The sequence below is a fragment of the Halpernia sp. GG3 genome, from assembly GCF_052976925.2.
In genome coordinates, this window is the sequence record NZ_JBRIIR020000010.1 from 268821 (window position 1) to 290764 (window position 21944).

General features: G+C 33.1%; 23 protein-coding genes. 8 read left to right on the forward strand and 15 right to left on the reverse strand.

The genetic code is table 11. The annotated features are described in order from the left end of the window. Nucleotides 1–13: 13 nt before the first annotated feature. The 5 genes from murI to ACVBED_RS05640 all read right to left on the reverse strand — a co-directional run bounded on the left by murI (nt 14) and on the right by ACVBED_RS05640 (nt 5425). Nucleotides 14–844 carry a glutamate racemase gene (gene murI / locus ACVBED_RS05620; protein ID WP_447119239.1) on the reverse strand — a complete coding sequence of 277 codons (831 nt, stop codon included), beginning with the start codon at nt 842–844 and terminating at the stop codon, nt 14–16. Nucleotides 845–985: 141 nt separating this feature from the next. Beyond that, nucleotides 986–2095 (reverse strand): radical SAM family heme chaperone HemW, encoded by a 1110-nt coding sequence (gene hemW, locus ACVBED_RS05625; protein WP_473094700.1) that lies wholly within the window; start codon nt 2093–2095, stop codon nt 986–988. A gap of 211 nt (nt 2096–2306) precedes the next feature. Continuing rightward, the gene (locus ACVBED_RS05630; protein ID WP_473094652.1) at nt 2307–3257 is read right to left on the reverse strand and encodes a PorP/SprF family type IX secretion system membrane protein; all 951 of its coding nucleotides are present in this window, start codon (nt 3255–3257) and stop codon (nt 2307–2309) included. Nucleotides 3258–3304: 47 nt separating this feature from the next. Further along, a complete protein-coding gene (locus ACVBED_RS05635) occupies nt 3305–4366 on the reverse strand; it encodes an RluA family pseudouridine synthase (protein WP_473094653.1) in 1062 nt (353 codons plus the stop codon). Between the two features lie 48 nt (nt 4367–4414). Then, complete coding sequence (locus tag ACVBED_RS05640; protein ID WP_447119243.1) at nt 4415–5425, reverse strand: PASTA domain-containing protein; 1011 nt, start codon at nt 5423–5425, stop codon at nt 4415–4417. Nucleotides 5426–5575: 150 nt separating this feature from the next. On the opposite strand from ACVBED_RS05640, the gene ACVBED_RS05645 reads away from it, so the two are divergent. The 3 genes from ACVBED_RS05645 to ACVBED_RS05655 are packed head-to-tail and all read left to right on the forward strand — an operon-like array spanning nt 5576 to nt 7722. After that, on the forward strand, nt 5576–6559 hold the full coding sequence (locus tag ACVBED_RS05645) for a D-alanine--D-alanine ligase (protein WP_473094654.1): 984 nt from the start codon (nt 5576–5578) through the stop codon (nt 6557–6559). A 24-nt stretch (nt 6560–6583) separates the two neighbouring features. Next, the gene (gene coaD / locus ACVBED_RS05650; protein WP_447119244.1) at nt 6584–7045 is read left to right on the forward strand and encodes a pantetheine-phosphate adenylyltransferase; all 462 of its coding nucleotides are present in this window, start codon (nt 6584–6586) and stop codon (nt 7043–7045) included. A gap of 41 nt (nt 7046–7086) precedes the next feature. Continuing rightward, entirely contained in the window at nt 7087–7722 is a 636-nt protein-coding gene (locus ACVBED_RS05655; protein ID WP_447119246.1) for a trimeric intracellular cation channel family protein, read from the forward strand. Nucleotides 7723–7778: 56 nt separating this feature from the next. Here the strand turns inward: ACVBED_RS05655 and ACVBED_RS05660 are convergent, their stop codons facing one another. Together ACVBED_RS05660 and ACVBED_RS05665 are read right to left on the reverse strand one after the other, a co-directional pair. After that, nucleotides 7779–8342, reverse strand: a complete 564-nt coding sequence (locus ACVBED_RS05660; protein ID WP_473094655.1) for a DUF2892 domain-containing protein — start codon at nt 8340–8342, stop codon at nt 7779–7781. An 83-nt stretch (nt 8343–8425) separates the two neighbouring features. Beyond that, complete coding sequence (locus ACVBED_RS05665; RefSeq protein ID WP_447119248.1) at nt 8426–8917, reverse strand: dihydrofolate reductase; 492 nt, start codon at nt 8915–8917, stop codon at nt 8426–8428. A 78-nt stretch (nt 8918–8995) separates the two neighbouring features. Here ACVBED_RS05665 and ACVBED_RS05670 point away from each other — a divergent pair, with 78 nt between their 5' ends. The 3 genes from ACVBED_RS05670 to ACVBED_RS05680 are packed head-to-tail and all read left to right on the forward strand — an operon-like array spanning nt 8996 to nt 10811. Further along, the gene (locus tag ACVBED_RS05670; RefSeq protein ID WP_447119250.1) at nt 8996–9601 is read left to right on the forward strand and encodes a LemA family protein; all 606 of its coding nucleotides are present in this window, start codon (nt 8996–8998) and stop codon (nt 9599–9601) included. Between the two features lie 3 nt (nt 9602–9604). After that, nucleotides 9605–10030, forward strand: a complete 426-nt coding sequence (locus tag ACVBED_RS05675) for a TPM domain-containing protein (RefSeq protein ID WP_447119252.1) — start codon at nt 9605–9607, stop codon at nt 10028–10030. Beyond that, complete coding sequence (locus ACVBED_RS05680) at nt 10011–10811, forward strand: TPM domain-containing protein (RefSeq protein ID WP_447119254.1); 801 nt, start codon at nt 10011–10013, stop codon at nt 10809–10811. The genes ACVBED_RS05675 and ACVBED_RS05680 overlap by 20 nt, the downstream gene beginning before the upstream one ends. Nucleotides 10812–12379: 1568 nt before the next feature. Here ACVBED_RS05680 and katG read toward each other — a convergent pair. Beyond that, nucleotides 12380–14662 (reverse strand): catalase/peroxidase HPI, encoded by a 2283-nt coding sequence (gene katG / locus ACVBED_RS05685; protein WP_447119256.1) that lies wholly within the window; start codon nt 14660–14662, stop codon nt 12380–12382. 261 nt (nt 14663–14923) lie between these two features. On the opposite strand from katG, the gene ACVBED_RS05690 reads away from it, so the two are divergent. Then, complete coding sequence (locus ACVBED_RS05690; protein WP_473094656.1) at nt 14924–15490, forward strand: hypothetical protein; 567 nt, start codon at nt 14924–14926, stop codon at nt 15488–15490. Between the two features lie 32 nt (nt 15491–15522). Here the strand turns inward: ACVBED_RS05690 and ACVBED_RS05695 are convergent, their stop codons facing one another. From ACVBED_RS05695 to ACVBED_RS05715, 5 genes are all read right to left on the reverse strand, one after another. Then, nucleotides 15523–16050 (reverse strand): GNAT family N-acetyltransferase, encoded by a 528-nt coding sequence (locus ACVBED_RS05695; RefSeq protein ID WP_447119260.1) that lies wholly within the window; start codon nt 16048–16050, stop codon nt 15523–15525. A 135-nt stretch (nt 16051–16185) separates the two neighbouring features. Beyond that, complete coding sequence (locus tag ACVBED_RS05700) at nt 16186–16617, reverse strand: hypothetical protein (protein WP_447119262.1); 432 nt, start codon at nt 16615–16617, stop codon at nt 16186–16188. A gap of 186 nt (nt 16618–16803) precedes the next feature. Then, complete coding sequence (locus ACVBED_RS05705; RefSeq protein ID WP_447119263.1) at nt 16804–17058, reverse strand: acyl carrier protein; 255 nt, start codon at nt 17056–17058, stop codon at nt 16804–16806. 20 nt (nt 17059–17078) lie between these two features. Beyond that, a complete protein-coding gene (locus ACVBED_RS05710; RefSeq protein ID WP_473094657.1) occupies nt 17079–18347 on the reverse strand; it encodes a beta-ketoacyl-[acyl-carrier-protein] synthase family protein in 1269 nt (422 codons plus the stop codon). Between the two features lie 4 nt (nt 18348–18351). Then, nucleotides 18352–18780 carry a 3-hydroxyacyl-ACP dehydratase FabZ family protein gene (locus tag ACVBED_RS05715; protein ID WP_447119264.1) on the reverse strand — a complete coding sequence of 143 codons (429 nt, stop codon included), beginning with the start codon at nt 18778–18780 and terminating at the stop codon, nt 18352–18354. 161 nt (nt 18781–18941) lie between these two features. Here ACVBED_RS05715 and ACVBED_RS05720 point away from each other — a divergent pair, with 161 nt between their 5' ends. Next, nucleotides 18942–20027, forward strand: coding sequence for an alkene reductase (locus ACVBED_RS05720; protein ID WP_447119266.1), 1086 nt, complete (start codon nt 18942–18944; stop codon nt 20025–20027). Between the two features lie 49 nt (nt 20028–20076). Here ACVBED_RS05720 and ACVBED_RS05725 read toward each other — a convergent pair whose 3' ends face one another. Together ACVBED_RS05725 and ACVBED_RS05730 are read right to left on the reverse strand one after the other, a co-directional pair. Next, on the reverse strand, nt 20077–20865 hold the full coding sequence (locus ACVBED_RS05725; protein WP_447119268.1) for an enoyl-ACP reductase FabI: 789 nt from the start codon (nt 20863–20865) through the stop codon (nt 20077–20079). Then, a complete protein-coding gene (locus ACVBED_RS05730) occupies nt 20859–21911 on the reverse strand; it encodes a type III polyketide synthase (RefSeq protein WP_447119270.1) in 1053 nt (350 codons plus the stop codon). Before ACVBED_RS05730 ends, ACVBED_RS05725 begins: the two co-directional genes overlap by 7 nt. Nucleotides 21912–21944: the final 33 nt, after the last annotated feature.

Here is a 21944-nt window from a genome sequence, read left to right on the forward strand (position 1 = left end):
AGGCGCCCAAATTCTACAAAATCTGCAGCTTCAATTCTATACTTTTGCCAAAGAATTTTTTCGAAATTTTTTCGAAGTTTTTGGTAATGTCTGAAAGGTAAAAATCATAGGTAGGCTCTGGATTTTTCTCATTTAAAAGATGTTTTTTTTCTAATAAATGACGCACTTGATTGGCCACGATATTTGGTGAATCTATCACTCTCACTCGGTTTCCGTAATATTGCCGAATTTCATCAATCAATAACGGATAATGCGTGCAACCCAAAATGAGGGTCTCAATATTTTTTAATTTCTGATTGCTCAGATAATGGTAAATAATGGAATGTGTGATGGCGTTATTCTTCAAACCCTCTTCTATCGCGGGAACGAGAAGCGGCGTTGCCAGTTCATCTACCTTAATAAATTTATTGTGTTTACGAATACTTTTGTGATAAAGGCCCGAATTGATGGTTGCTTTAGTCGCAATTACGCCAACATTTGTGTGAATTTCAAAAGCCACTTTTTCTGCCACGGGATTGATCACATCAAATACCAAAGCCTGACTTTGAACGATTTCTAAAACTTCTTTCAGCGCATTTGCCGTGGCAGAATTACACGCAATCACGATTGCTTTGCAGTTTTTATTTAGTAAAAATTGAGCGATTTTGACAGAATAGCCAATGATCGCATCTTTGGATTTATCGCCGTAGGGCAAATGTTTCGTATCGCCGAAATAAATGAGATTTTCGTGCGGCATTAAACGTTTTATCTCTTTGGCAACGGTTAAACCGCCGACGCCGGAATCAAAAATACCGATGGGTTGCGAGGCGGAAAGATGAGTGAAATCGGGTTTTGTTGTTTTCAAAAGTTTGATATTCTTAAGACAAATTTAATGATTTTTTGGAAACTTTTTTGTGGATATTTTTTAACACAAATAGCACAAATATTTTTAAATTCAAAAACACAAATGACATTAATCTGAAATGTTGGTTCTTAAATCTTGAATCTAAACAATAAATAAATCACTCGCGATTCCGTCGGAGAGAAACCAATGTTTTTCTGGGATTTTTAAAAAGTCTTTATCTAAAACAAGAAAGCCGTCCTCGAGTTTTTGATTGATAGAAATTTCTGCTTTTTGAAATGATTCTTCCGATATTTTTTGTCTTAATTTCGGATAATTTACGCCCCAAATTGTTCGTAAACCTATCATCACCATTTCATTATACTGTTCTTTTTCACTTAAAATTTCCACTTCAAGTGGTAATTTATTTGCTGAAATTTCCTGCGTGTATTTTGTATTATTTGCCACATTCCAACTTCTTTTCGTTCTTCCGTCATAAGAATGTGCAGATGGACCAATACCGAGATATTCCCGATATTGCCAATAAGCGGAATTGTGTTTAGAATGAAAACCCGGTTTTGCAAAGTTTGAAATTTCGTAATGTTCAAATCCATTTTCTTTTAAAAACCCAGACATAAAATAAAATTCTTCATTTTGCTCGGACTCATTTGGTTTGGAAATTTTATTGCTTAAAACCCATTGATGAAGTGCAGTTTTCGGTTCAACCGTTAAAGCATAAGAGGAAATATGTGGCACTTGCAGATCAATAGTTTTTTGCAAATTTTGTTTCCAGATTTCCATATTGGAAGTCGGTGAACCATAAATTAAATCAATGCTTAAATTTTCAAAACCAAAATCCTGGGCGCGTTTTATGGAACTTTCTGCTTCCACAGAATTGTGCGCGCGGTTCATCATTTTTAAATCTGGTTCATAGAAAGATTGCGTCCCAATTGAAAGTCGGTTAAACTCCGTTTTTGAAAGTTCTTTTAAAAAACTTGGACTTAGATCATCCGGATTTGCTTCTAAGGTAATTTCGATATTTTCATCAAAAGTATGGTGTTTTAAAACCTCATCTATTAGAAATTTTAAATCATCTACTTTTAATAAAGACGGCGTTCCGCCACCAAAATAAAGAGATTTTAAGGTTTTATTTTCGAGTTCATTTTGGCGCAAGTCTATTTCTTTTGCCATGGCAGAAATCATCTCGTCTTTTAAATTTAAAGACGTGGAAAAATAGAAATTGCAATAACTGCATTTTTGTTTGCAGAAAGGAATGTGGATGTAGATCAATGGTTTACGATTTCGGTTGTCGGTTGTCAGCAAAAGTAACTGAATTTTGCCTATATCAAAAGTCAAGTAAAAAAAATATAAAATTATTGTGTTCTTACAAAATATTACGCAGCCCGACTTGAGTGGAAATCCTTTTGTGAGGAGGAACGACGAACAAAAGATTGGGAACGGAAGGCGGATAAAGCTGCCCAAAAAATTATCTATATCGATAACCTCTTGGATTGATAAAATTATCAAAATTGTAACCAATGCTCAACATGAAGCTGCTTCCACCATAAGTTTGAATGTCTGATAAACCCATATTGTAAGACGCGCCAAATGTAAATTTATTAACTTTTGCTTTAACGATTGGCGATAAACTCAATTGCTGACTTCCGACATTGTCACTTGCTGTTCGAAAACTCACGCCTGCGGCAAACATATTGGTATCGTTGTAAACTTTTGCTAAAATATTGTAATCAATTAATTTAGAAGAATTGGTATTTAAATTCATTAAAATAGAAGGTTCTAAAGAAATACCTTCCGTTAAAACGTAATCGTAACCAAGATTTAAAATATATTTTGTAGGCGAAGGTTCAATACCGTTTATGACAGGAATATCGTTCGACAAAGGAATATCCAAAACAGAAGCCCCACCAAAAAAGTTCTTATATGTGGCTTGCATACCTAAGTTTGCGTACGCAATAAAGATATTGTTGTTGCCTCCATAAAGTAAAGGATCGTTTGGATCTTGTGGATTCAGTGCGCCATAATCAAAACTCATATTGTAAAGATTAACGTTTGTGCCAAAAGAAAATTGGTCTTTTCTGTCACCATCATCGCTCAATGGAATAAAATAGGAAGCGCCAACGGAAATTCCATTGGAAGAAATTGGACCATTTTGATCCCGGAAAAAAGACATTCCAGCCCCAACTCTGTCAAAAACATTAGCGTGAATACCTATTGACTGCACATTGGGTGATTCTGAAAGTTTAGAAAATTGTTTTTGATAATTTCCATTAATTACCACATCGTCCGTTTCTCCATAATGTGCAGGATTGATCAAAAACTGACCATCCAGCAAATATTGCTGGTAAATAGGCAAAGTTTCTTGCGCCAAAGAAAAACCAAAAACCTGAATTACAAAAAATATATAAAATTTTTTCACTACTTTTTAAAATCTATAACGTCAAATTTAAGTAAAAAATATAAAAACTAATTGTTTTCTAAATAATTTCGCCATTTTTCTATAGCTTCCTTCATATCCTGCGGCATCGGGCTTTCAAAGTACATTTCTTCTTTAGTTACAGGGTGTACAAACCCTAAACTGTGCGCGTGCAAAGCATGTCTTGGTAGAATTTCAAAGACATTTTGAACAAACTTTTTATATTTCGGTAAATTGACACCTTTCAAAATATGATGTCCTTCATATCTTTCGTCATTAAATAAAGTATGTCCTAAATGTTTAAAATGTGCTCTAATCTGGTGCGTTCTACCAGTTTCAAGTTTGCATTCTACCCAAGTCATATATTTAAAACGTTCTAAAACTTTGTAATGTGTTACGGCATGTTTTCCCTGGCTTCCATCTATGTAAGTGTACATTTGCATACGATTTTTTGGATGTCTGCCAATATTCCCTGTGATTGTACCTTCTTCTTCCGCTAAATTTCCCCAGACAAAAGCCCAATAAAGTCGTTTCGTTTTCCGGTCATAAAATTGTTTGGCGAGATAACTTAGGGCGTATTCATTTTTAGCAATTACGAGCAAACCAGAAGTATCTTTGTCAATTCGATGCACTAATCCCACTCGATCTAAATCTGATTTAAAATTTTTATCTTTTTGAAAATGGAAGGCTAAAGCATTGATTAAGGTATTGTCCCAATTACCGTGTCCCGGATGCACAACCATTCCTGCAGCTTTATTAACAACTAAAACATCATTATCTTCAAAGATAATATCTAAAGGAATGTCTTGCGGAATAATGACATTTTCCCGAGGTGGATGCGCCAAAAGAACGGAAATTTCATCACCGGGTTTTACGCGATAATTTTGTTTAACAACGGTGCCATTCACTAAAACATTTCCAGCACGGCAAGCTTGCGATACTTTATTCCGAGTGGAATTTTGACGGAAAATTAAAAGATATTTATCAATTCTTAATAGCGATTGGTTTCCGTCTACTTTTATATTAAAATGCTCATAAAGACCGCTATTTTCTTCGTCATTTTCATTATTGTCCTGAAAATCTTCGGCGGTATATTGGTCCTGATTCATCATATTTATCAAAATAAAAAGCTTTAACAAAAATTAAAGCTTTCAAATTATTTATTCAACTACTACTTTTTTCGCTTTCGGCTTTACGGGTATTTGTTTTTGAACGTCTTTTGGATTTGCTGGAACAATCGTTTTTTCAGGTTTTGGTTTGGCAGTAACTTGTGTTTTGGGTTTTACTTGCTGCTGCGGTTCTTCTGGAATTTTTAGAGGTTCCTTATAAATTGGTGGCTGAAAATCTCTGATAGTTGGTCTTGCAGTATCAATCTTTACCCTATACATTGAGTTAAGTTGATTAATTTTTCCGACCATTTCAGCCGGCGTCTTCTTACTGGACCATAAATCAATCTGCATTCCCTGATCGCGGATCGAATTACTTTCCGGATCTTGGTAATAAATAATATCAGATTCATCTTTTCCGCCATCTTCATGTTCTATTAACCCGATCTCAAATAGATTTTGAGCAACTAAAATTTTTGCCTGTTGAACAGTTAGCCCTACTAAATTTGGAATACTAATATTTCTCTTCGGTCCTGCACCAATTATTAAATCTATTGTTGAAAATTTAGGAATTAGCGTTCCAGGCTTTAATAGTGCACCATTAAATTGCATTCTAATCACAGCATCTCTTTGTATGCTCGGTTCGTATATAGTATCACCAATCTTCAGGCCCACTTGTTCTAATTGTCTAAAAGCCAAACCTTTATAACGATCTAAAACGTCTGGAACTGAAACTGCAGCCCAAAAGCGCGGATTTATCGCTAATCTTACAATCCTGCCATCTTTCACGTGAGAACCTGAAGAAGGATATATTTTTAAAACTTGAAATGGTCGGTATTTTGGGTTGTATTCCAAACTGTCTACCTCGTATTCTAAACCAGTTTCATCTAAAATTTTGATAGCGTCCTGTACAGATCTATTAACAAGTGTAGGTATAATAATTTCTTTACCGTGATTGGTGTGAAATTCTAACCACCGAAATGTAAGCCAAACAAGTCCGGTAAAGATACCCAAAGCAAGAAGTAAATTTACCAATACCTTCCAGTGGAAAAGTGATTTCAGCATAGTTTTTATTTGTTAAAATAATAACGCAAATATATAAAAATTCTTTTTCGCATTAATGAACGTGTAGAATTTTAATTCTGAAAATAGATTTGAAAATACTTAAATTGCCAAAAAACATTTCTCTAAATTTGCCTTTTGAAATTTTCTCCTATGATAAAGAAAAATATTGCCGTAGTTATGGGCGGTTATTCTGATGAATATGTAGTTTCCCTGAAAAGCGGTCAACTCATTTACGACTCCCTTAATAAAGATCTTTACAATGTTTACAATGTTCAGATTTTAAAGGAAGGCTGGTTTTTTATTGATGACCATGGTGATAGATTAAAAATTAATAAAAATGATTTTAGTGTAGATTTACTAAGTGGCTATCAAGTAAAATTTGACGTTTGTTTTAATATTATCCATGGAACTCCTGGTGAAAACGGTATTCTTCAAGCTTACTGGGACGCAGTCAATCAAAAATATACTGGTTGTGAATTTTACCAAAGTGCATTAACTTTTAATAAAAAAGATACCCTTGCGGTTCTTTCAAAGTATAACATTCCTTCCGCTAAAAGTATATATCTTAGAAAAGGAGAAACTGTAACTGAAGATGAAGTAGTTGAAAAATTAGGTTTACCAGTTTTTGTGAAACCCAATCAATCTGGTTCTTCATTAGGAATTTCAAAAGTAAAAGACATTAAAAATTTGCAAAAAGCAATCGATTTTGCCTTTTCTGAAGATGATGAAATTTTGATAGAAAGTTTTTTAGACGGTATGGAAGTTTCCGTTGGAGTTCTCAATTATAAAGGTGAAACAATCGTTTTAGGAATTACAGAAATTGTCTCAGAGAATGAATTTTTTGACTACGAAGCCAAATATGAAGGAGCTTCTCAGGAAATTACTCCCGCAAGAATTAACGAAGCCACTCGAATAAAAGTGGAAAACATCGCCATCAAAGCCTATAATTCTTTAGGAATGAGCGGCTTTTCGCGCTCAGAATTTATTATCATGAACGGAATTCCTTATATGTTGGAAATGAATACTAATCCCGGATTTTCACCAGCAAGTATTTTGCCGCAACAGGCAAAAATTTACGGAATTTCCTTGGAAGATCTATGTGGACATGAAGTTGAAAAAGCTTTAGCAAAATAAAAAATTAATTTAAAATTATAACTGATGAAAATTGCAGTTTTTCCGGGTTCATTTGATCCTATCACTCTCGGTCATTTCGACATTGTAGAAAGAGCAGTGCCACTTTTTGACAAAATTATCATCGCAATTGGTCAAAATTCACAGAAAAAATATATGTTTTCTCTCGAGCAAAGAATGGATTTTATTAAGAAGACGTTCAAAGATTTTGCAAACGTAGAAGTTGATCATTTTGAAGGTTTGACCATTGATTATTGTAGAAGTAAAGATGTTAATTTTATTCTTCGTGGACTGAGAAATCCGGCAGATTTTGAATTTGAAAAAGCAATTGCTCAAACCAACAGAACTTTAACGCAGGACAATAAAATTGAAACTATATTTCTTTTAACTTCCGCCGGTAAATCCTTTATCAGCAGCAGTATTGTACGGGAAATAATTTCATTTAAAGGAAATTATGAACTTTTAGTCCCGATTTCAGTTCGGGTATAATTTGCTTTTAAATTTTATTATTTCGTATTACTTATTAACAGATGCACGAACAGCTAAATTTTATCATTGAGATTTTGGGAACTATTTCCTTTGCAATGTCGGGTGCTTTTGCTGCTATGCAGAAACGATTTGATCCTTTTGGCGTACTCATTATTTCGTTTGTAACCTCGGTTGGTGGTGGAACTGTCCGCGATATTTTAATTGGCGTGCCTGTTTTTTGGATGCACGATATATTTATTTGCGCTGTTATCTTCATTTCGTGTATGGTCGCCATGTTTATTAAATCTTTGGAAAAAAAATTTCGCGTCACTTTGTTTTTGTTTGATAGCATCGGATTAGGACTTTTTACGATTATTGGCGTACAAAAAGGACTTTCAGCACATTTACATCCAATTATATGTTTGACTTTAGGAACAATAACCGGCTGTTTTGGCGGGATCATCAGAGATATTTTACTGAATAGAATTCCATTAATTTTTAGAAAAGAAATTTACGCGACAGCTTGTATAGTTGGTGGCGCTGTATTTCTAGTTGCAGTAAAATATTTGTCATTTTCTTATGCTTTCGTCCAAATTTTTACTATCCTTACAATTGTGATCGTCAGAACTTTAGCTGTAAAATTTCAATGGGAAATACCAAAATTTTATTGGTCTGATAGGAATAATTCTGAAATGTAAATAAAAAAAATCCCAAAAATTAATTTTGAGATTTCAATATTCTAAAATAAAATCTTTTAAAATTTTCCCCTGTTTCTCATATTCGGATTATGAATATGTTTTTGCATCGTTGGCAATTTCATTTGATCTTTCAACATCTTTATTTGATCCGTCATCATTCCAGCGCTATCTAGTTTTTTTGCTTCTTCCAAAAGTCTTGCTCCTTCCTGTCTTCTGCCCTTTTGCAAAGCTCCGGCAGCAATATTTAACGTCGCCATAGCTCGGTCATGTTTCATATTTAAACCAAAATCCAACGCTTTTTTCATTAAAGGCTCTACTTTTTGTGGTTGATCCTGCGCTAAAGTCAAACCCTGTAAATAATGATAATATCCATATTGAGATTTATGTAGTTGTTTATCATAATCTTTAATACTTTCAAGCCAATCCGCTGCTTTGTCCATTTTTTGCTTTCTTAGCTGATAAAACGCCAGCAAAATAAATTCATTTTTAAAAAATAAAAATATTGGAATTCCAGACAAAATAACAACGACAATTCCCCAACCAATGTTTCTGTTAAACATTAGGAAAATTCCGGCGGCAATCATTACGGCGGCAATTAAAAACTTTATATACTTGTTCATTAAATTATTTTAGAGATGCAAAGATAGAATTCGAAATTTATATTTCAAAGTTTCAAGAACTTTGTTTTTTTATTCTGCGTTGATTAGTTTTTTTTCCTTTCCCAAGTTTGAAAACAAAAATCAAATTCATTATTTTCATCCGCTTCGTAGCAGATTTCTTCAGTTTTCAAAAATTCTTTTCCTTTAATTTTAGGAAAAAAAACGTCTGCTTTTAAAGCTGTTTTTACTAAGGTGACTTTTAAAACATCTGCAAATTCTAAAGTTTGTCCGTAAATGCTTCCGCCACCTATCACGAAAATATCGTCATCAATTTTTTTAGCAAATTTTATTGCTTCTTTAATACTTCCAACAATTAAAATACCTTCTTCAAACCAATCTTCTTTATTGCTAATTACAATATTAGTACGGTTTGGCAACGCTTTACCAATACTTTCAAAAGTTTTGCGACCCATTATTATTGGGTGATCTGTTGTGAGTTCTTTAAAATGTTTTAAATCTTTAGGAAGATGCCATAGCAATTGGTTTTTATAGCCAATTTCATTATTCTCGCCCATCGCCACAATTAAGGTAACCATTCAATTATTTTTTTTGACAAATTTAATACATAATTTGTATATTTGAATCTCAAATTTAACATTATAAAAAATTGATATATGAAAAACAGAGGTTGTATGAGCGCCGGAACTATCGGAATCGTTCTTTTAGTAATCGCGGCAATCGCCTTCTTTTGGGGTAAAAGTGGCTACAATAATTTTGTCACTAAAGAGCAAAACGTAAATACAAAATGGTCGAATGTAGAAACCGTTTATCAAAAAAGAGCCAATTTAATCCCAGCGTTGGAAAATACAGTAAAATCATATGCTAATTTTGAAAAAACAACTTTGACACAAGTAATTGAAGCAAGATCTAAAGCGACGGCTGTAAACATCGACCCGTCAAATATGACTGAAGCAGATATGGCAAAATTTCAGGCGGCGCAAGGTGCATTAACCGGATCTTTAAGCAGATTAATGGCTGTTGTAGAAAGTTATCCAAATTTAAAAGCGGATCAACAATATTTAAATTTCCAAAGAGAATATACAGCTATTGAGAACAGTGTCAGAACCGAAACGGTCTATTTTAACGATGCAGCTCAAGATTATAACACATCAATTAAAACTTTCCCAAATAACATTCTGGCTAATTTCACCAACTTTAAAGAGAAACCTTACTTTAAAGCTGATGCAGGCGCTTCAAAAGCTCCAGAAGTTTTTAAATAAAAAATGGAATTTTTATCTAGTAAAGACATGACTTCGTTGGTGGAAGCGATTAAAACTGCAGAACACGAATCTACGGGAGAAATCCGTGTACATATTGATTCTACGACAGAGAGTAAAAATGCCAAAGTAGCCTACGAAATTTTTAAATCATTAAACATGGAAAATACGGTGCACAGAAACGCCGTATTATTTCATGTTAATTTTGAACAAAAATACCTTACGATTATTGGGGATACCGGTATTCACAGAGTTGTGAAGCAAAGTTTTTGGGATCATCTTCATGATGATATTACTACAGAATTTTCTAAAAATAATTTTTCCGGAGGTCTTAAAAGCGCCATTCTTAAAACCGGTATTGAACTGAAAAAATATTTTCCTGTAATTGGGAAAAATGAAAATGAATTATCTGATGAGATCACCTTCTCTTAAACGTTTCTTAACTTTTTTGCTGATAGGTTTTAACCTTTCAATTTCAGCTCAAAACATCCCAAAAAAACCAGCGATTTTATATCCTGTTTACGACCAAACGGGTATTTTAACTGCGCAGGAAAAGGAAACTTTAAACCAAAAATTAATAAAATTTTCTGATTCCACTTCTACGGAAATTGAAGTCATAATCATTCCTACAACTGGCGGGCAGGATGTGAATTTTCTGGCGACCATGTACGGTGAACAATGGAAAATAGGTCAGAAGGGAATTGATAATGGTATTGTTTTTTTAATTGCAACTAACGATCACACAATGTCTATACAGCAAGGTCGTGCTGTAGAAACTTTTCTTACAGCTTCAGTTGCAGGGCAAATCATGGATTATTTGGTAACACCTGCTTTTAAAAAACAACAATATTTTACAGGAATTGACCGCGGAACTAATGCCATAATGGAAGCAGTTCAAGGAAAATTTAAACCTATAAAAAAACCGCAAAAAGAAAAAGGACTGAGTTATTTTCAAATAATGCTGATTGTTTTTGTTATTATTTTCTTATTTAATTTTTTTAAAAATCGAGGCGGCGGAAATAATAATGATGATGATGACGTTGGGCTTTCCCGAAAAGGAAGAAATAATTATTCTGGCGGATTTTTCCCTTTTCCAATTGGGGGTGGAGGTTTCGGTGGCGGATTTGGTGGTGGTTCCGAAAGTGGCGGAGGATTTGGTGGCTTCGGTGGCGGAGGAAGTTTTGGCGGCGGTGGCGCAAGTGGCGGCTGGTAAACCTTTATCTAAAAATTTAATATGAAAATTTAATATGAAAAAAATAAAATTTTAACACACGCTTACCTTTACCCGCTTGTTTGCATTACGATTTTACGAAAAATGTGATTTTAAAAACATAACAAAAGACTTTGAAAAGTTGACAGAAATAAAGTTACGTCTTTTAATTAATTTTGAGTGCTCAACTGGAAAACTATTAGCAATGCCAGCAATATTGAGATAAAATAAATAAATTAATCCAAAAAAATTTACTTTTTAATATATATCCTGCGAAAGAAACGCAAATTCGATTGACACTATCCCCATTCCAAAAAAGAAAAGTATATTAACAAAGAAATGGTGAAAATTAGAAGTAGACTTCCAAAAGAAATTTAGCAAATAGCCATTGAAGAAAATGTAAAGGATAGTAATGAAAACCAACGGAGTATTATTAAACACACTTATACTTTTGGGAATAATACTTACAGCGATTTCAGAGAAGTGCAGTTTATAAATAAAAAAGAATGGATAAAACTACACAAAAAAATTTACTGTAATGCTGTCAACTAATTTTTAAAATTCAAATTCAAAAAGGTGATTCATTGCGGACCACCTTTTTTTAAAAACCAATAAATAAAAAGCAAAACTCGTCTTAAAATATTTAAATTTTTTAGTTGATGTTTCGTTTTAATAAGACTCTCATTTAACTTTTATAAAATTTAATCATTAATAATAAAATGTTATGAATTTAATTAAATATTCCTTTACTAGAAATTAGGTACAGCTTTAGTCATTGTACGAGTCCAGATTGTATCGGATGGCATACCGGTTTGATTTGTCATCGATCCACAGTAGTATTATCACTCATTAAACCAGCTGCAGACCACGTAACGTTGTTACCTTGAGCGCCGGTTAATTGTTTCGTTGAAAGTTCTTAACTATTTTATTTAAGTACGAAACCAAAAGAAGAATCAGGATTTTCCGTACCGATTCCTGCTTGACTGTAAAAATTGCTTGCAAAAAGCAGTGTAGAAGCGATTAAAAAAATAATTTGTAATTGTTTTCATAGTTTTTATTATTTTAGTTTCTTTCTAATGAAGAAGATTACAAAATTGATAACTGAGTAACCCAGTTAATCAGGATAAATAACGTAATATTAAATGAATAGTTATTGACACTCTCAAATCAAAAATGATAACTATTTGAGATTTTATCAAAGAAGATAATCAGTAATGAGGAAGTAGTTTAAGTAGATTTTATTATCACCGGATTTTTGAATAATTCACAAAAAACAAAACATTTATTACTCAACAAAGGTAAACTATTTTATATATATTAACTTTTTAATAAAATAATTAAAATTATATTAAAAAAAAATAATATTTGTTATTATAATAAAAATTTTAAATTAATATTTATAATTAAAAATCAATGTGATGGTCAGAAATTTTTTTTAGTCTGAATAGCCGGTGCACAAAAGAGTTACTAACTAATTACTATTTAAATAAAATAATTTTCTAAAGTATATAGATAGAATAAAAAAGGTGGCTCATTATGAACCACCTTTTTACTACAAAATTCTAATTTAATTAATTTAAATCAAAACGTCCAAGATTCATTACTTTAGTCCAGGCTGCTACAAAATCATTCACAAATTTTTCTTCAGAATCGCTGCAAGCATAAACTTCTGCAGTTGCACGCAACTCTGAATTAGAACCAAAAATTAAATCTACCCTGCTTCCGTTCCATTTAAATTCACCACTCTTTCTGTTTTTTCCTTCAAATACTGTCTGATCATGAGATGTTGCCTTCCATGTTGTTTTCATATCCAGTAAATTTAAGAAAAAATCATTGTTGAGAGTTTCTGGACTATTTGTAAAAACTCCATTCTGCGAGTGATCAAAATTAGTATTTAAAACACGCATTCCACCCAACAGAACTGCCATTTCCGGCACTGTTAAAGTTAACAAATTAGCTTTATCAATTAATAATTCTTCTGCCGAAACGGTGTATCTGGCTTTTAGAAAATTTCTGAAACCATCTGCAAGCGGTTCCATTACCTCGAAAGATTCCACATCCGTTTGCTCCTGTGAAGCGTCAGTTCTGCCTGGCGTAAACGGAACTTTGATATGATATCCCGCATTTGTAATAGCTTTTTCAACGCCAGCATTTCCTGCAAGAATAATTAAATCAGCCATAGAAATTTTCCTATTTTCAGATTGCAAATTATTAAAATCATTTTTTAATGTTTCTAATTTTATTAAAATTTCAGCCAATTGTGTTGGATTATTAACTGCCCAATTCTTTTGTGGTTCAAGTCTAATTCTGGCGCCATTTGCACCACCACGTTTGTCCGAACCCCTAAAAGTAGAAGCCGATGCCCAAGCGGTGGAAACTAATTGAGAAACGCTCAATCCAGTTTCTAAAATTTTGTGTTTTAAAATTTCTTCGTCTTCATTGGTAATTAATTCGTGATCAACTGCTGGAACTGGATCTTGCCATATTAATTCTTCCATTGGTACGTCTGAACCTAAATAACGTTCAATAGGTCCCATATCACGGTGCGTTAATTTAAACCATGCTCTTGAAAAAGCATCTGCAAATTCCACAGGGTTTTCATAAAAATGTCTTGAAACTTTTTCATAAGCAGGATCAACTCTCAATGCAATATCAGTAGTCAACATAAATGGCGCATGACTTTTTGCAGGATTATGTGCATCTGGAACAGTTCCTGCACCGCCATTATTTATCGGTTTCCATTGGTGTGCACCCGCTGGACTTTTTGTTAATTCCCATTCAAAACCAAATAAATTTTCAAAATAATTATTACTCCATTCTGTCGGTGTCGTTGTCCAAGCACCTTCCAATCCACTAGAAATAGTGTCCTCACCGAAACCTTTTCCAAAAGAATTTTTCCAACCTAAACCTTGCATTTCAATACTTGCCGCTTCTGGTGCTTCACCAACATGTTCGGTTGAAGCCGCACCATGTGTTTTACCAAAAGTATGTCCACCTGCAATTAAAGCAACTGTTTCATAATCATTCATTGCCATACGTCCAAAAGTATCACGAATATCTTTTGCCGACAATAATGGGTCAGGATTTCCGTCTGGACCTTCTGGATTAACGTAAATTAAACCCATTTGAACAGCCGCCAAAGGATTTTCTAAATCACGAGAATGAATTTTTCCATCGGCATCATCATCAGAAACTAAAACGCCATGGTTTTCTACAACACCTTCAGAACCGTTTTTGTAACGAACATCGCCACCTAACCATTCTTTTTCTGAACCCCAATAAGTTTCTAAATCTGGTTCCCAAACATCTTCGCGACCGCCACCAAAACCGAATGGTTTTAATCCCATAGATTCTAAAGCGCAGTTTCCCGTAAGAATAATTAAATCTGCCCAAGATATTTTTTTTCCATATTTTTGTTTTATCGGCCAAAGTAACAAACGGGCTTTATCTAAATTGCCATTATCTGGCCAACTATTTAAAGGAGCAAAACGCTGCATTCCTGAACCTGATCCACCTCTACCATCACCAGTTCTATAAGTTCCTGCGCTGTGCCACGCCATTCTTATAAAAAATGGACCGTAATGTCCGTAATCTGCAGGCCACCAATCTTGTGAATCTGTCATCAAAGTAAATAAATCATTTTTTACGGCTTGTAAATCAAGACTTAAAAATTCTTCAGCATAATTAAAATCCTTTTCCATTGGATTAGTTAGGTCAGAATTTTGACGTAGGATATTTACTTTTAATTGGTTTGGCCACCAATCTCTATTTGTTGTTCCTCCGCCCGCAGTTTGCTTAATAGCTTCATGATTAAATGGACATTTGCCTTGGGAGGAATTATTTTCTTGTTGCATAATAGGTTAGATTTTATTTAAATTTATAAAAGCGAAGTTATTAAAATAATTCTATCAAAATTTAAGTTTTAATAGATAAAAACTATAAGTTAGGTTTGGATCATATTTTTTTAAAATTAATTTCACTACTTTAAAATAGTGGTGTACATTTGAAATTATAAGAATACATAAAATATGATAATCAAAAAATTACTTTTTTTAATAATACCAATATTTACATTTTCACAGAATTCTAATCTCGAAAATAAATTGATAACAGATATGTGTTCAGAATTTAGTAATACTGAAAGTTTGTCAGATTCTGCAAGGGTTGAAAATACATATTCAAAATATCTTTATCCCTATTTAAAAAAAATAGTCACTTCTAAAGTCGACTCAGTTGGAACCTCAATTTATTTTAGATTTCAACGAGAATGTGAGAGTTTCCGAAAATTTTTAGACCGAGTAGATCCGCTTAAAAACTACAAAGAATTGAGCGAAATACCTAAAAGCACATTAACAGAATCTGAAAGAAAAGAATTCCAGAAAATCAAAAATTTTTATTATTTTGAAGGAAATGATAATAAAACAAAAGTTCTTTTAGAAAAGGGATTTTGGACAGATAACTTTCCTGACGATACTTATTCTAAAAATATTTTCCGTTGGAAAAACAATAGTAAATTTGAACTAGAATTTATTGAAAGCACCAACATAAATAGAAAAGGTTTTAGCAGAGAGGGTGATAAATATTTTTATAATATTATCAGCAAAGAAAATAATTATTATTTAATAGCTGCCCAAATCCCCAAACAAAACCAAATTTTATTATTTAAATTATTCATAAATTAATAAAAAATAATAAGTTTTATGGTTGAATTTTATTAAACCCAATCTTCTTTCCTAATTCTGTACAAAATATTAGTTCTGGTTTCTTCCCCAAAATAAGCAACTTCAATTTCACCCAGACTTTTTGCACCTAATTTTTCCATCGCTTTTTGAGAACGAAAATTTTCATTGCCTACATGAAAATTGACGAAATCTACTAACTGAAAAATATAATCGAGCATTAATTTTTTAACCTGAGAATTATAATTTTTACCCCAAAAAGCTTTTCCATAAAACGTATAACCGACGAAAATACTGTTTTCGTTTTCTTTAAAATCATAAAAACGAGTACTTCCAATAATTTTGTGAGAAACTGCGTCAATGATTTTAAAAGCACCTTTACTTTCTAATGCGCCAGTAAAAAAGTTTTCAAAAACTTCTCTTTTGTAGCGGTTTTTATTAGGATGTTGGTTCCAAACTTCTTTATCTGAAGCCTGTGAAAATAAATCTTCGAAGTCTCCCTCTTTTAAAGGTTTTAAAATTACATTTTCATTACCTAATTCTTGTTGAATGGAAAAATTCATAAATTAAATTACAATATTAATTAATAACGAATTTACTAAAAAGTAAAGTACTTTTTAAAAATAAGCACAAAAAAACTGGGACAAATCCCAGCTTATAATGATTTTGAAAGTTCTAATTTAACATTTGTTAAAAACTTAGTTCAACAAAATACCTTGGTTTAGTGAAACCAATTTTGCAGATGCAACGGAGGGCATTGTATAAACTTCGGCTTTTGCACGTGTACTAACGATTTTTTTTAAGTAATCTAAGGATGCAGCCTCATTAATATTTACGTCATTTAACTCATATATATGAATTGCGTCGTGGTTGGCAAAAATTTCTTTGGCGATTCGCAATTGTTCTTCGTTTTTAATTTCAACGCTGGTAATTAATGAATCGGTTTCGTTTGGAATAAATTTCGGCGTTCTGCCTCCAAATAATCTTTCCCAGATATTTTTCTCATGCTCAGTTTCTTTGTTTAGATAAATGATATAATCTTCATTTGCGAAACCAAGGTTTTCTAAATCTGCTGCTAAATTTTTTGCGTCTTTTTGTGTAGGAAACAATCCTATAATAATTGTATTCATTTTCTTAATATTTTATTCGCTTTTAATACCGCAAAATTAATACCAAATATTATAAATACAATAAAAATTTAGACACAATTAACAAATATGTGATAAAAATCAGATATTATATTATTAATCTCTCAATCAAAGTTAAAGCAAACAAACGTTTAAACGATTATAACGATCATTTTGGTCAAAGCAGGTTTATTTCAACGCCAATTTTTCTTCTATTACTTCTATGGCAGATTTCACGTCACGCATTTTCTCCATCGATTCATTATCAATTTCTATATCGAAAACCTCCTCCACATCAAGAATTACGTCAACTAAATTTGCTGAATTAATATTTAAATCATTTATGAAATTGGTATTTTCAGTCAAATTATTGAGTGTTTCCTCATTTTTGACATAAGGTTTCACAATTTGTTTTAACTTTTCGATTGCTTCTCGCCTGTCCATAATTTTTATAAAAGTTTATTTTAATATTTTTTAAAGATAACACATCCATTTACATCTCCAAAACCAAAACTCACTTTTGCAACGATACTTAAAGGAACAGAAACTAATGCTGTTGGAATTGATTTTTTTGAAATTAAATTTTCAATTTCTGGATTTAAATCCTCACAATTAATATTTGGAGCTACAAATTGATGGTACAATTGTAAAATAGTTGCTACAGCCTCTACGCTTCCAGAACCAGAAAGACAGTGGCCCACAAGACTTTTTAAAGAATTAATATAAGGAAAATCGTCACCTTTTCTCTCTAATGCTCTGCTTAAATTTTCTATTTCCAGCGCGTCTTTTGAAGTGGCTGTTAAATGTCCGTTGATGTAATCTATTTCTTTACTGTTAATTCCTGAATCAAAAATAGCATCTTTTACACATTTCTGAACTGCCTTAGAATTTGGCGCTGTCATACTTCCGTCACCTCTTTGTCCGCCAGAATTGACGTTTCCACCGAGAATTTCACAATATATTTTTGCATTTCTTTCCAATGCGGATTCTAGATCTTCCACCACAAAAGCACCCGCACCACTTCCTGGCACAAAGCCAGAAGCTGTTTCGCTCATTGGTCTTGAAGCCGCTTCCGGATTTTCATTTGATTTAAAATTACAAACTTTTATAGCATCAAATCCTGCCCAAATATAAGGACCAGAATCGCTAGTACTTCCGGCTAAAATTCGTTTTGCTTTACCAGATTTTATTCTATCATATGCCATCAAAACACTTTCTGTTCCCGTGGTACAAGCCGAAGAATTGGTCGAAACTTGATTTCCCAAGCCCAATTTTCCACCTAAATAAGCAGAAATTCCGCTATTCATAGTTTGTGAAACAGCAGTACTCCCTAATTTTCTCGTTTGCAGATCATCAATTTTATAGATACTTTCGCGAAACTTTTCAATTCCAGAAGTTCCCGTGCCAAAAATTGTTCCGCTGTCCCAATCCGGATTTTCGATTCCGGAAGGTTCTAAACCTGCATCCTTCCAGGCGTCTAAACCGGCAACGACGCCATAGAGTATTCCGGTAGAATTGAAATTTCGCAGTTCTAAAGCTGTGAAATAATCAAGTTTTTTTTCTTCTGAGATTTCTGGCGTACCAGAAACTTGACAAGAAAAATTTAATTCTGCTAATTTTTGGTCAAATTTAATTCCGGATTTCCCCTTCCTTATAGCCTCCAAAAAAGTATCAATCGTAATTGCATTTGGTGCGACAACGCCTAATCCGGTAATAACAACTCTTCTTTCCATAATTTTATTCTGTTACAAAGCCGGAAATCACACCTTGACATACAATTTCATCTTCTTGATTTTTCATTAAAACCTTACATTTCAATTTATTAAACCTGAAATATATTTTTTCTGACCTCACAGTAACTTTTTCATTGGGGTAAACTGGTTTTAAAAATTCAATTTGCGTTGAAGTTAAAGCCACTAAACTTTTTTCCGTTACATTTTCAATTAAATAAATGCCCAAACAAACTAAACCTATTTGAGCCATACATTCAGTTAAAATTACACCGGGCGTTATCGGATTATTTTTGAAATGACCTTTGTAAAAATCTAGATTTTCATTAAATGTAAAATTGCCTTCTACTCCATTTTCGTTAATAGAAATAATTTCATCTACAAACAAAAATGGCTGAGAATAAGGTAATTTCTTTAATATTTCTTCGGATTTCATTTAAAAATTTATTACAAGTGAAGATGCGAAAAAAATATCTCAGTCCAACGATTTTTTGATTTAAAATTAAAATTCTATACAAGTAATAGATATTTACTAAAACTAAAAATCTTCAATAGCATAGAATTTGTTAAACACGCACTTAATAAAATATTAAATAAATGAAACTTTTAGAAAAATACACTTCCAAAAATTTAAAATTAGAAAACAAAGTTGTAATGGCGCCATTGACGAGAAGTCGCGCAGACAATTCCGAACATCTTGCTAATGATTTGATGCAAACTTATTATTCACAAAGAGCAACTGCAGGTTTAATAATAACTGAAGGCGTAAATGTGAGCAAAGAATCTGTCGGATACATCAATGTTCCCGGAATATACACTGAAAAACAAACAGAATCTTGGAAAAAAGTAACCACTTCGGTTCACGCACTTGGTGGGAAAATTTTTGCACAATTGTGGCACGTTGGAAGAATTTCTCATCCTGATTTCCATGACGGAAAACTTCCTTTGGCGCCGTCCGCTGTAAATCCTAATTCTCAGGCTTATACTTACAATGGTTTTAAAGATACAGTTGCACCAAAATCAATGACTTTAGAAGACATCAAAAGAACAACTGAAGATTTTGTAAAAGCAGCGGAAAATGCGATCCAAGCCGGTTTTGACGGTGTTGAAATTCATGCAGCAAACGGCTACTTATTTCACCAGTTTTTCGCCCTAACTTCTAATAAAAGAGAAGACAAATATGGCGGTTCTATTGAAAACAGAGGTAGAATTTTATTTGAAGTTTTAGATGCAGTTGCTAAAAAAATACCGATCGAGAAAGTGGGTTTGCGCCTTGCGCCAGATCTTGACGGGCTTTTTGGAATGGTAAAAGACGATGAAACCCAAGAAATGTTTGAATATTTGGTAAATAAAGTTAATGACTACGATTTGGCATATCTTCACTTTAGTGGTTTTACCGAAAAAGGTGATCATCCACAAAAATCAATATTTGAAATCGCAAAACATTACCGTGCAATTTATAAAGGCACTTTTATAATCAATGGTGGATTTTTAAAAGAATCTGCGGAAAGAGCGCTTGAAGAAAATATTGCTGATTTAATTTCTTTCGGTGTTCCATTTATAGGAAATCCAGATCTGGTTCAACGTTTTGACGTTGATGCACCTTTGAACCAAGCAGACAGCGACACTTTTTACGTGCCAGGTGCAAAAGGATACACCGATTATCCCGCTTTAAAATCATAAAAAAAATTTAAATATTTAAAGAAAATCAGTCCAATTTGGGCTGATTTTTTTAGTTTAAATGTTCACCGCCATCAACAGAAATAATATTTCCGGTAATCCATTTTGCTTCATCTCTGCATAAAAGCGAAACTACATTGGCGACATCTTCCGGCGTTGTTAATCTTTTATTTGGATTTCTTTCGATGGAATTTTTAATTAAATCTTCACTTCTGGGAATCATTTTTAAAGAACGCGTTTCTGTCACGCCGGCTTGAATGCAATTGCATTTAATGCCAAAAGGTGCAAATTCTAATGCAATACTTCTTGAAATGGCTTCTAAACTTGCTTTTGCCGCGGAAACGGCGGCGTAATTTTTCCAGGGTTTTGAACTTCCTTCGCTCGTAAAAGCGATTATTCTGCTGTCGGCGGCAAATAATTTTTCCTGAAATAAAAGTTGCGTCCAATCATATAAACTAACCGCCATTGCCTGAAAAGTGATCATAAAATCATCAGAACTTAAAACCGAATTGTCTTCTGAAACCATTGCTTTTAAATTACCTTTTGCAATGCTGTGAACGAGACATCTAATTTTAGAGTCACTCAAGACTTCTTTTAATTCGACAACAATTTTTTGTTGACTTTCTAAATTTAAAGCATCTAGATTAAAATTTAAAAAAGAAGTAGTTGAAGATTTAATTTTATCAAATTCGGTGGAAATTTCTGACATTTCTGCCCGAGAATTGCGGTGAACAATACAGATATTAAAACCATCAAGCGCTAATTTTTTAGCGGAAGCCAGGCCTAAACCGGAACTGCCACCGAGAATTAACGCCCATTCTTTTTTTAAATTTTCTACCATTCTAATAAAACGCGTTGTGCAGAAAATCCCGGTCCGAAACTGAGCATCAAACCTCTTTCACCTTTCTGCGGATTTTGCTTCATAATATCTTCCAACACATACAAAACGGTCGCACTGGACATATTGCCGTACTTTCTTAAAATTTCTTTCGTCGTATCAATATTTTTTCCTAATTCTGAGAATAATTCTTCCACCATTTGCACTATTTTTTTACCACCCGGATGAAAAATTAAATAATTCACATCATCAATTTTTAAATTTTGTTTGGCTAAAAAAGGATGCACAATACCTGGAAAATGAGCGGCAATTGTATCTGGAACCTCAATATCCAAAACCATTTTTAAACCAGAATTAGTGAGTTGAAAACCCATCATGTGCTCATTATTATAAAAATGATACATTTCTTCGGCAATAATTTTTGGCCCTAAATCTTCTTCGTAGGAACTTAAAAGCGCGCAACTTGCACCATCACCAAAAATTGCCGCACTTACAATATTTGCCATTGAAAAATCTTCCAACTGAAAAGTCGCCGTCGGCGCTTCAACAGCAATAATAGCAGCTCTTTTATTCGGATTGGCTTCCAGGAACTTTTTTGCATAAATAATTCCGGAAACACCTGCCGCACAACCCATTTCTGTCACAGGTAAACGCACAATATCTTGGCGAAGATTTAATTTATTTATTAAATACGCATCCAAAGAAGGAATCATAATCCCCGTGCAACTTACGGTAATGATGTAATCTAAACTTTGCGCCTCCCAATTGGTTTTTGCGAGTGCATTTGTTAAAACCTGTTCGCCTAGAATGATGACTTCTCTTGCATAAATATTATTTTTATCTTCAAAAGAAGTCGCTGTAAAAACTTCCACAGGATCCATTATAGAATAACGCTGATCAACTGCAGCACCTTCGAAAATTTTCTTTACTTTTCTCTGAAATCGATCATCTTGGGAAACTAACCATTGGTCTAAAAATGGCAAAACTTCTTTAGTTTTTCGAGAATATTTTGGCAGTTGTTTGGCAACTGAAACTATTTTTACACTCATATATCATTGCTAGGTACGAAGCAATTCGTAACT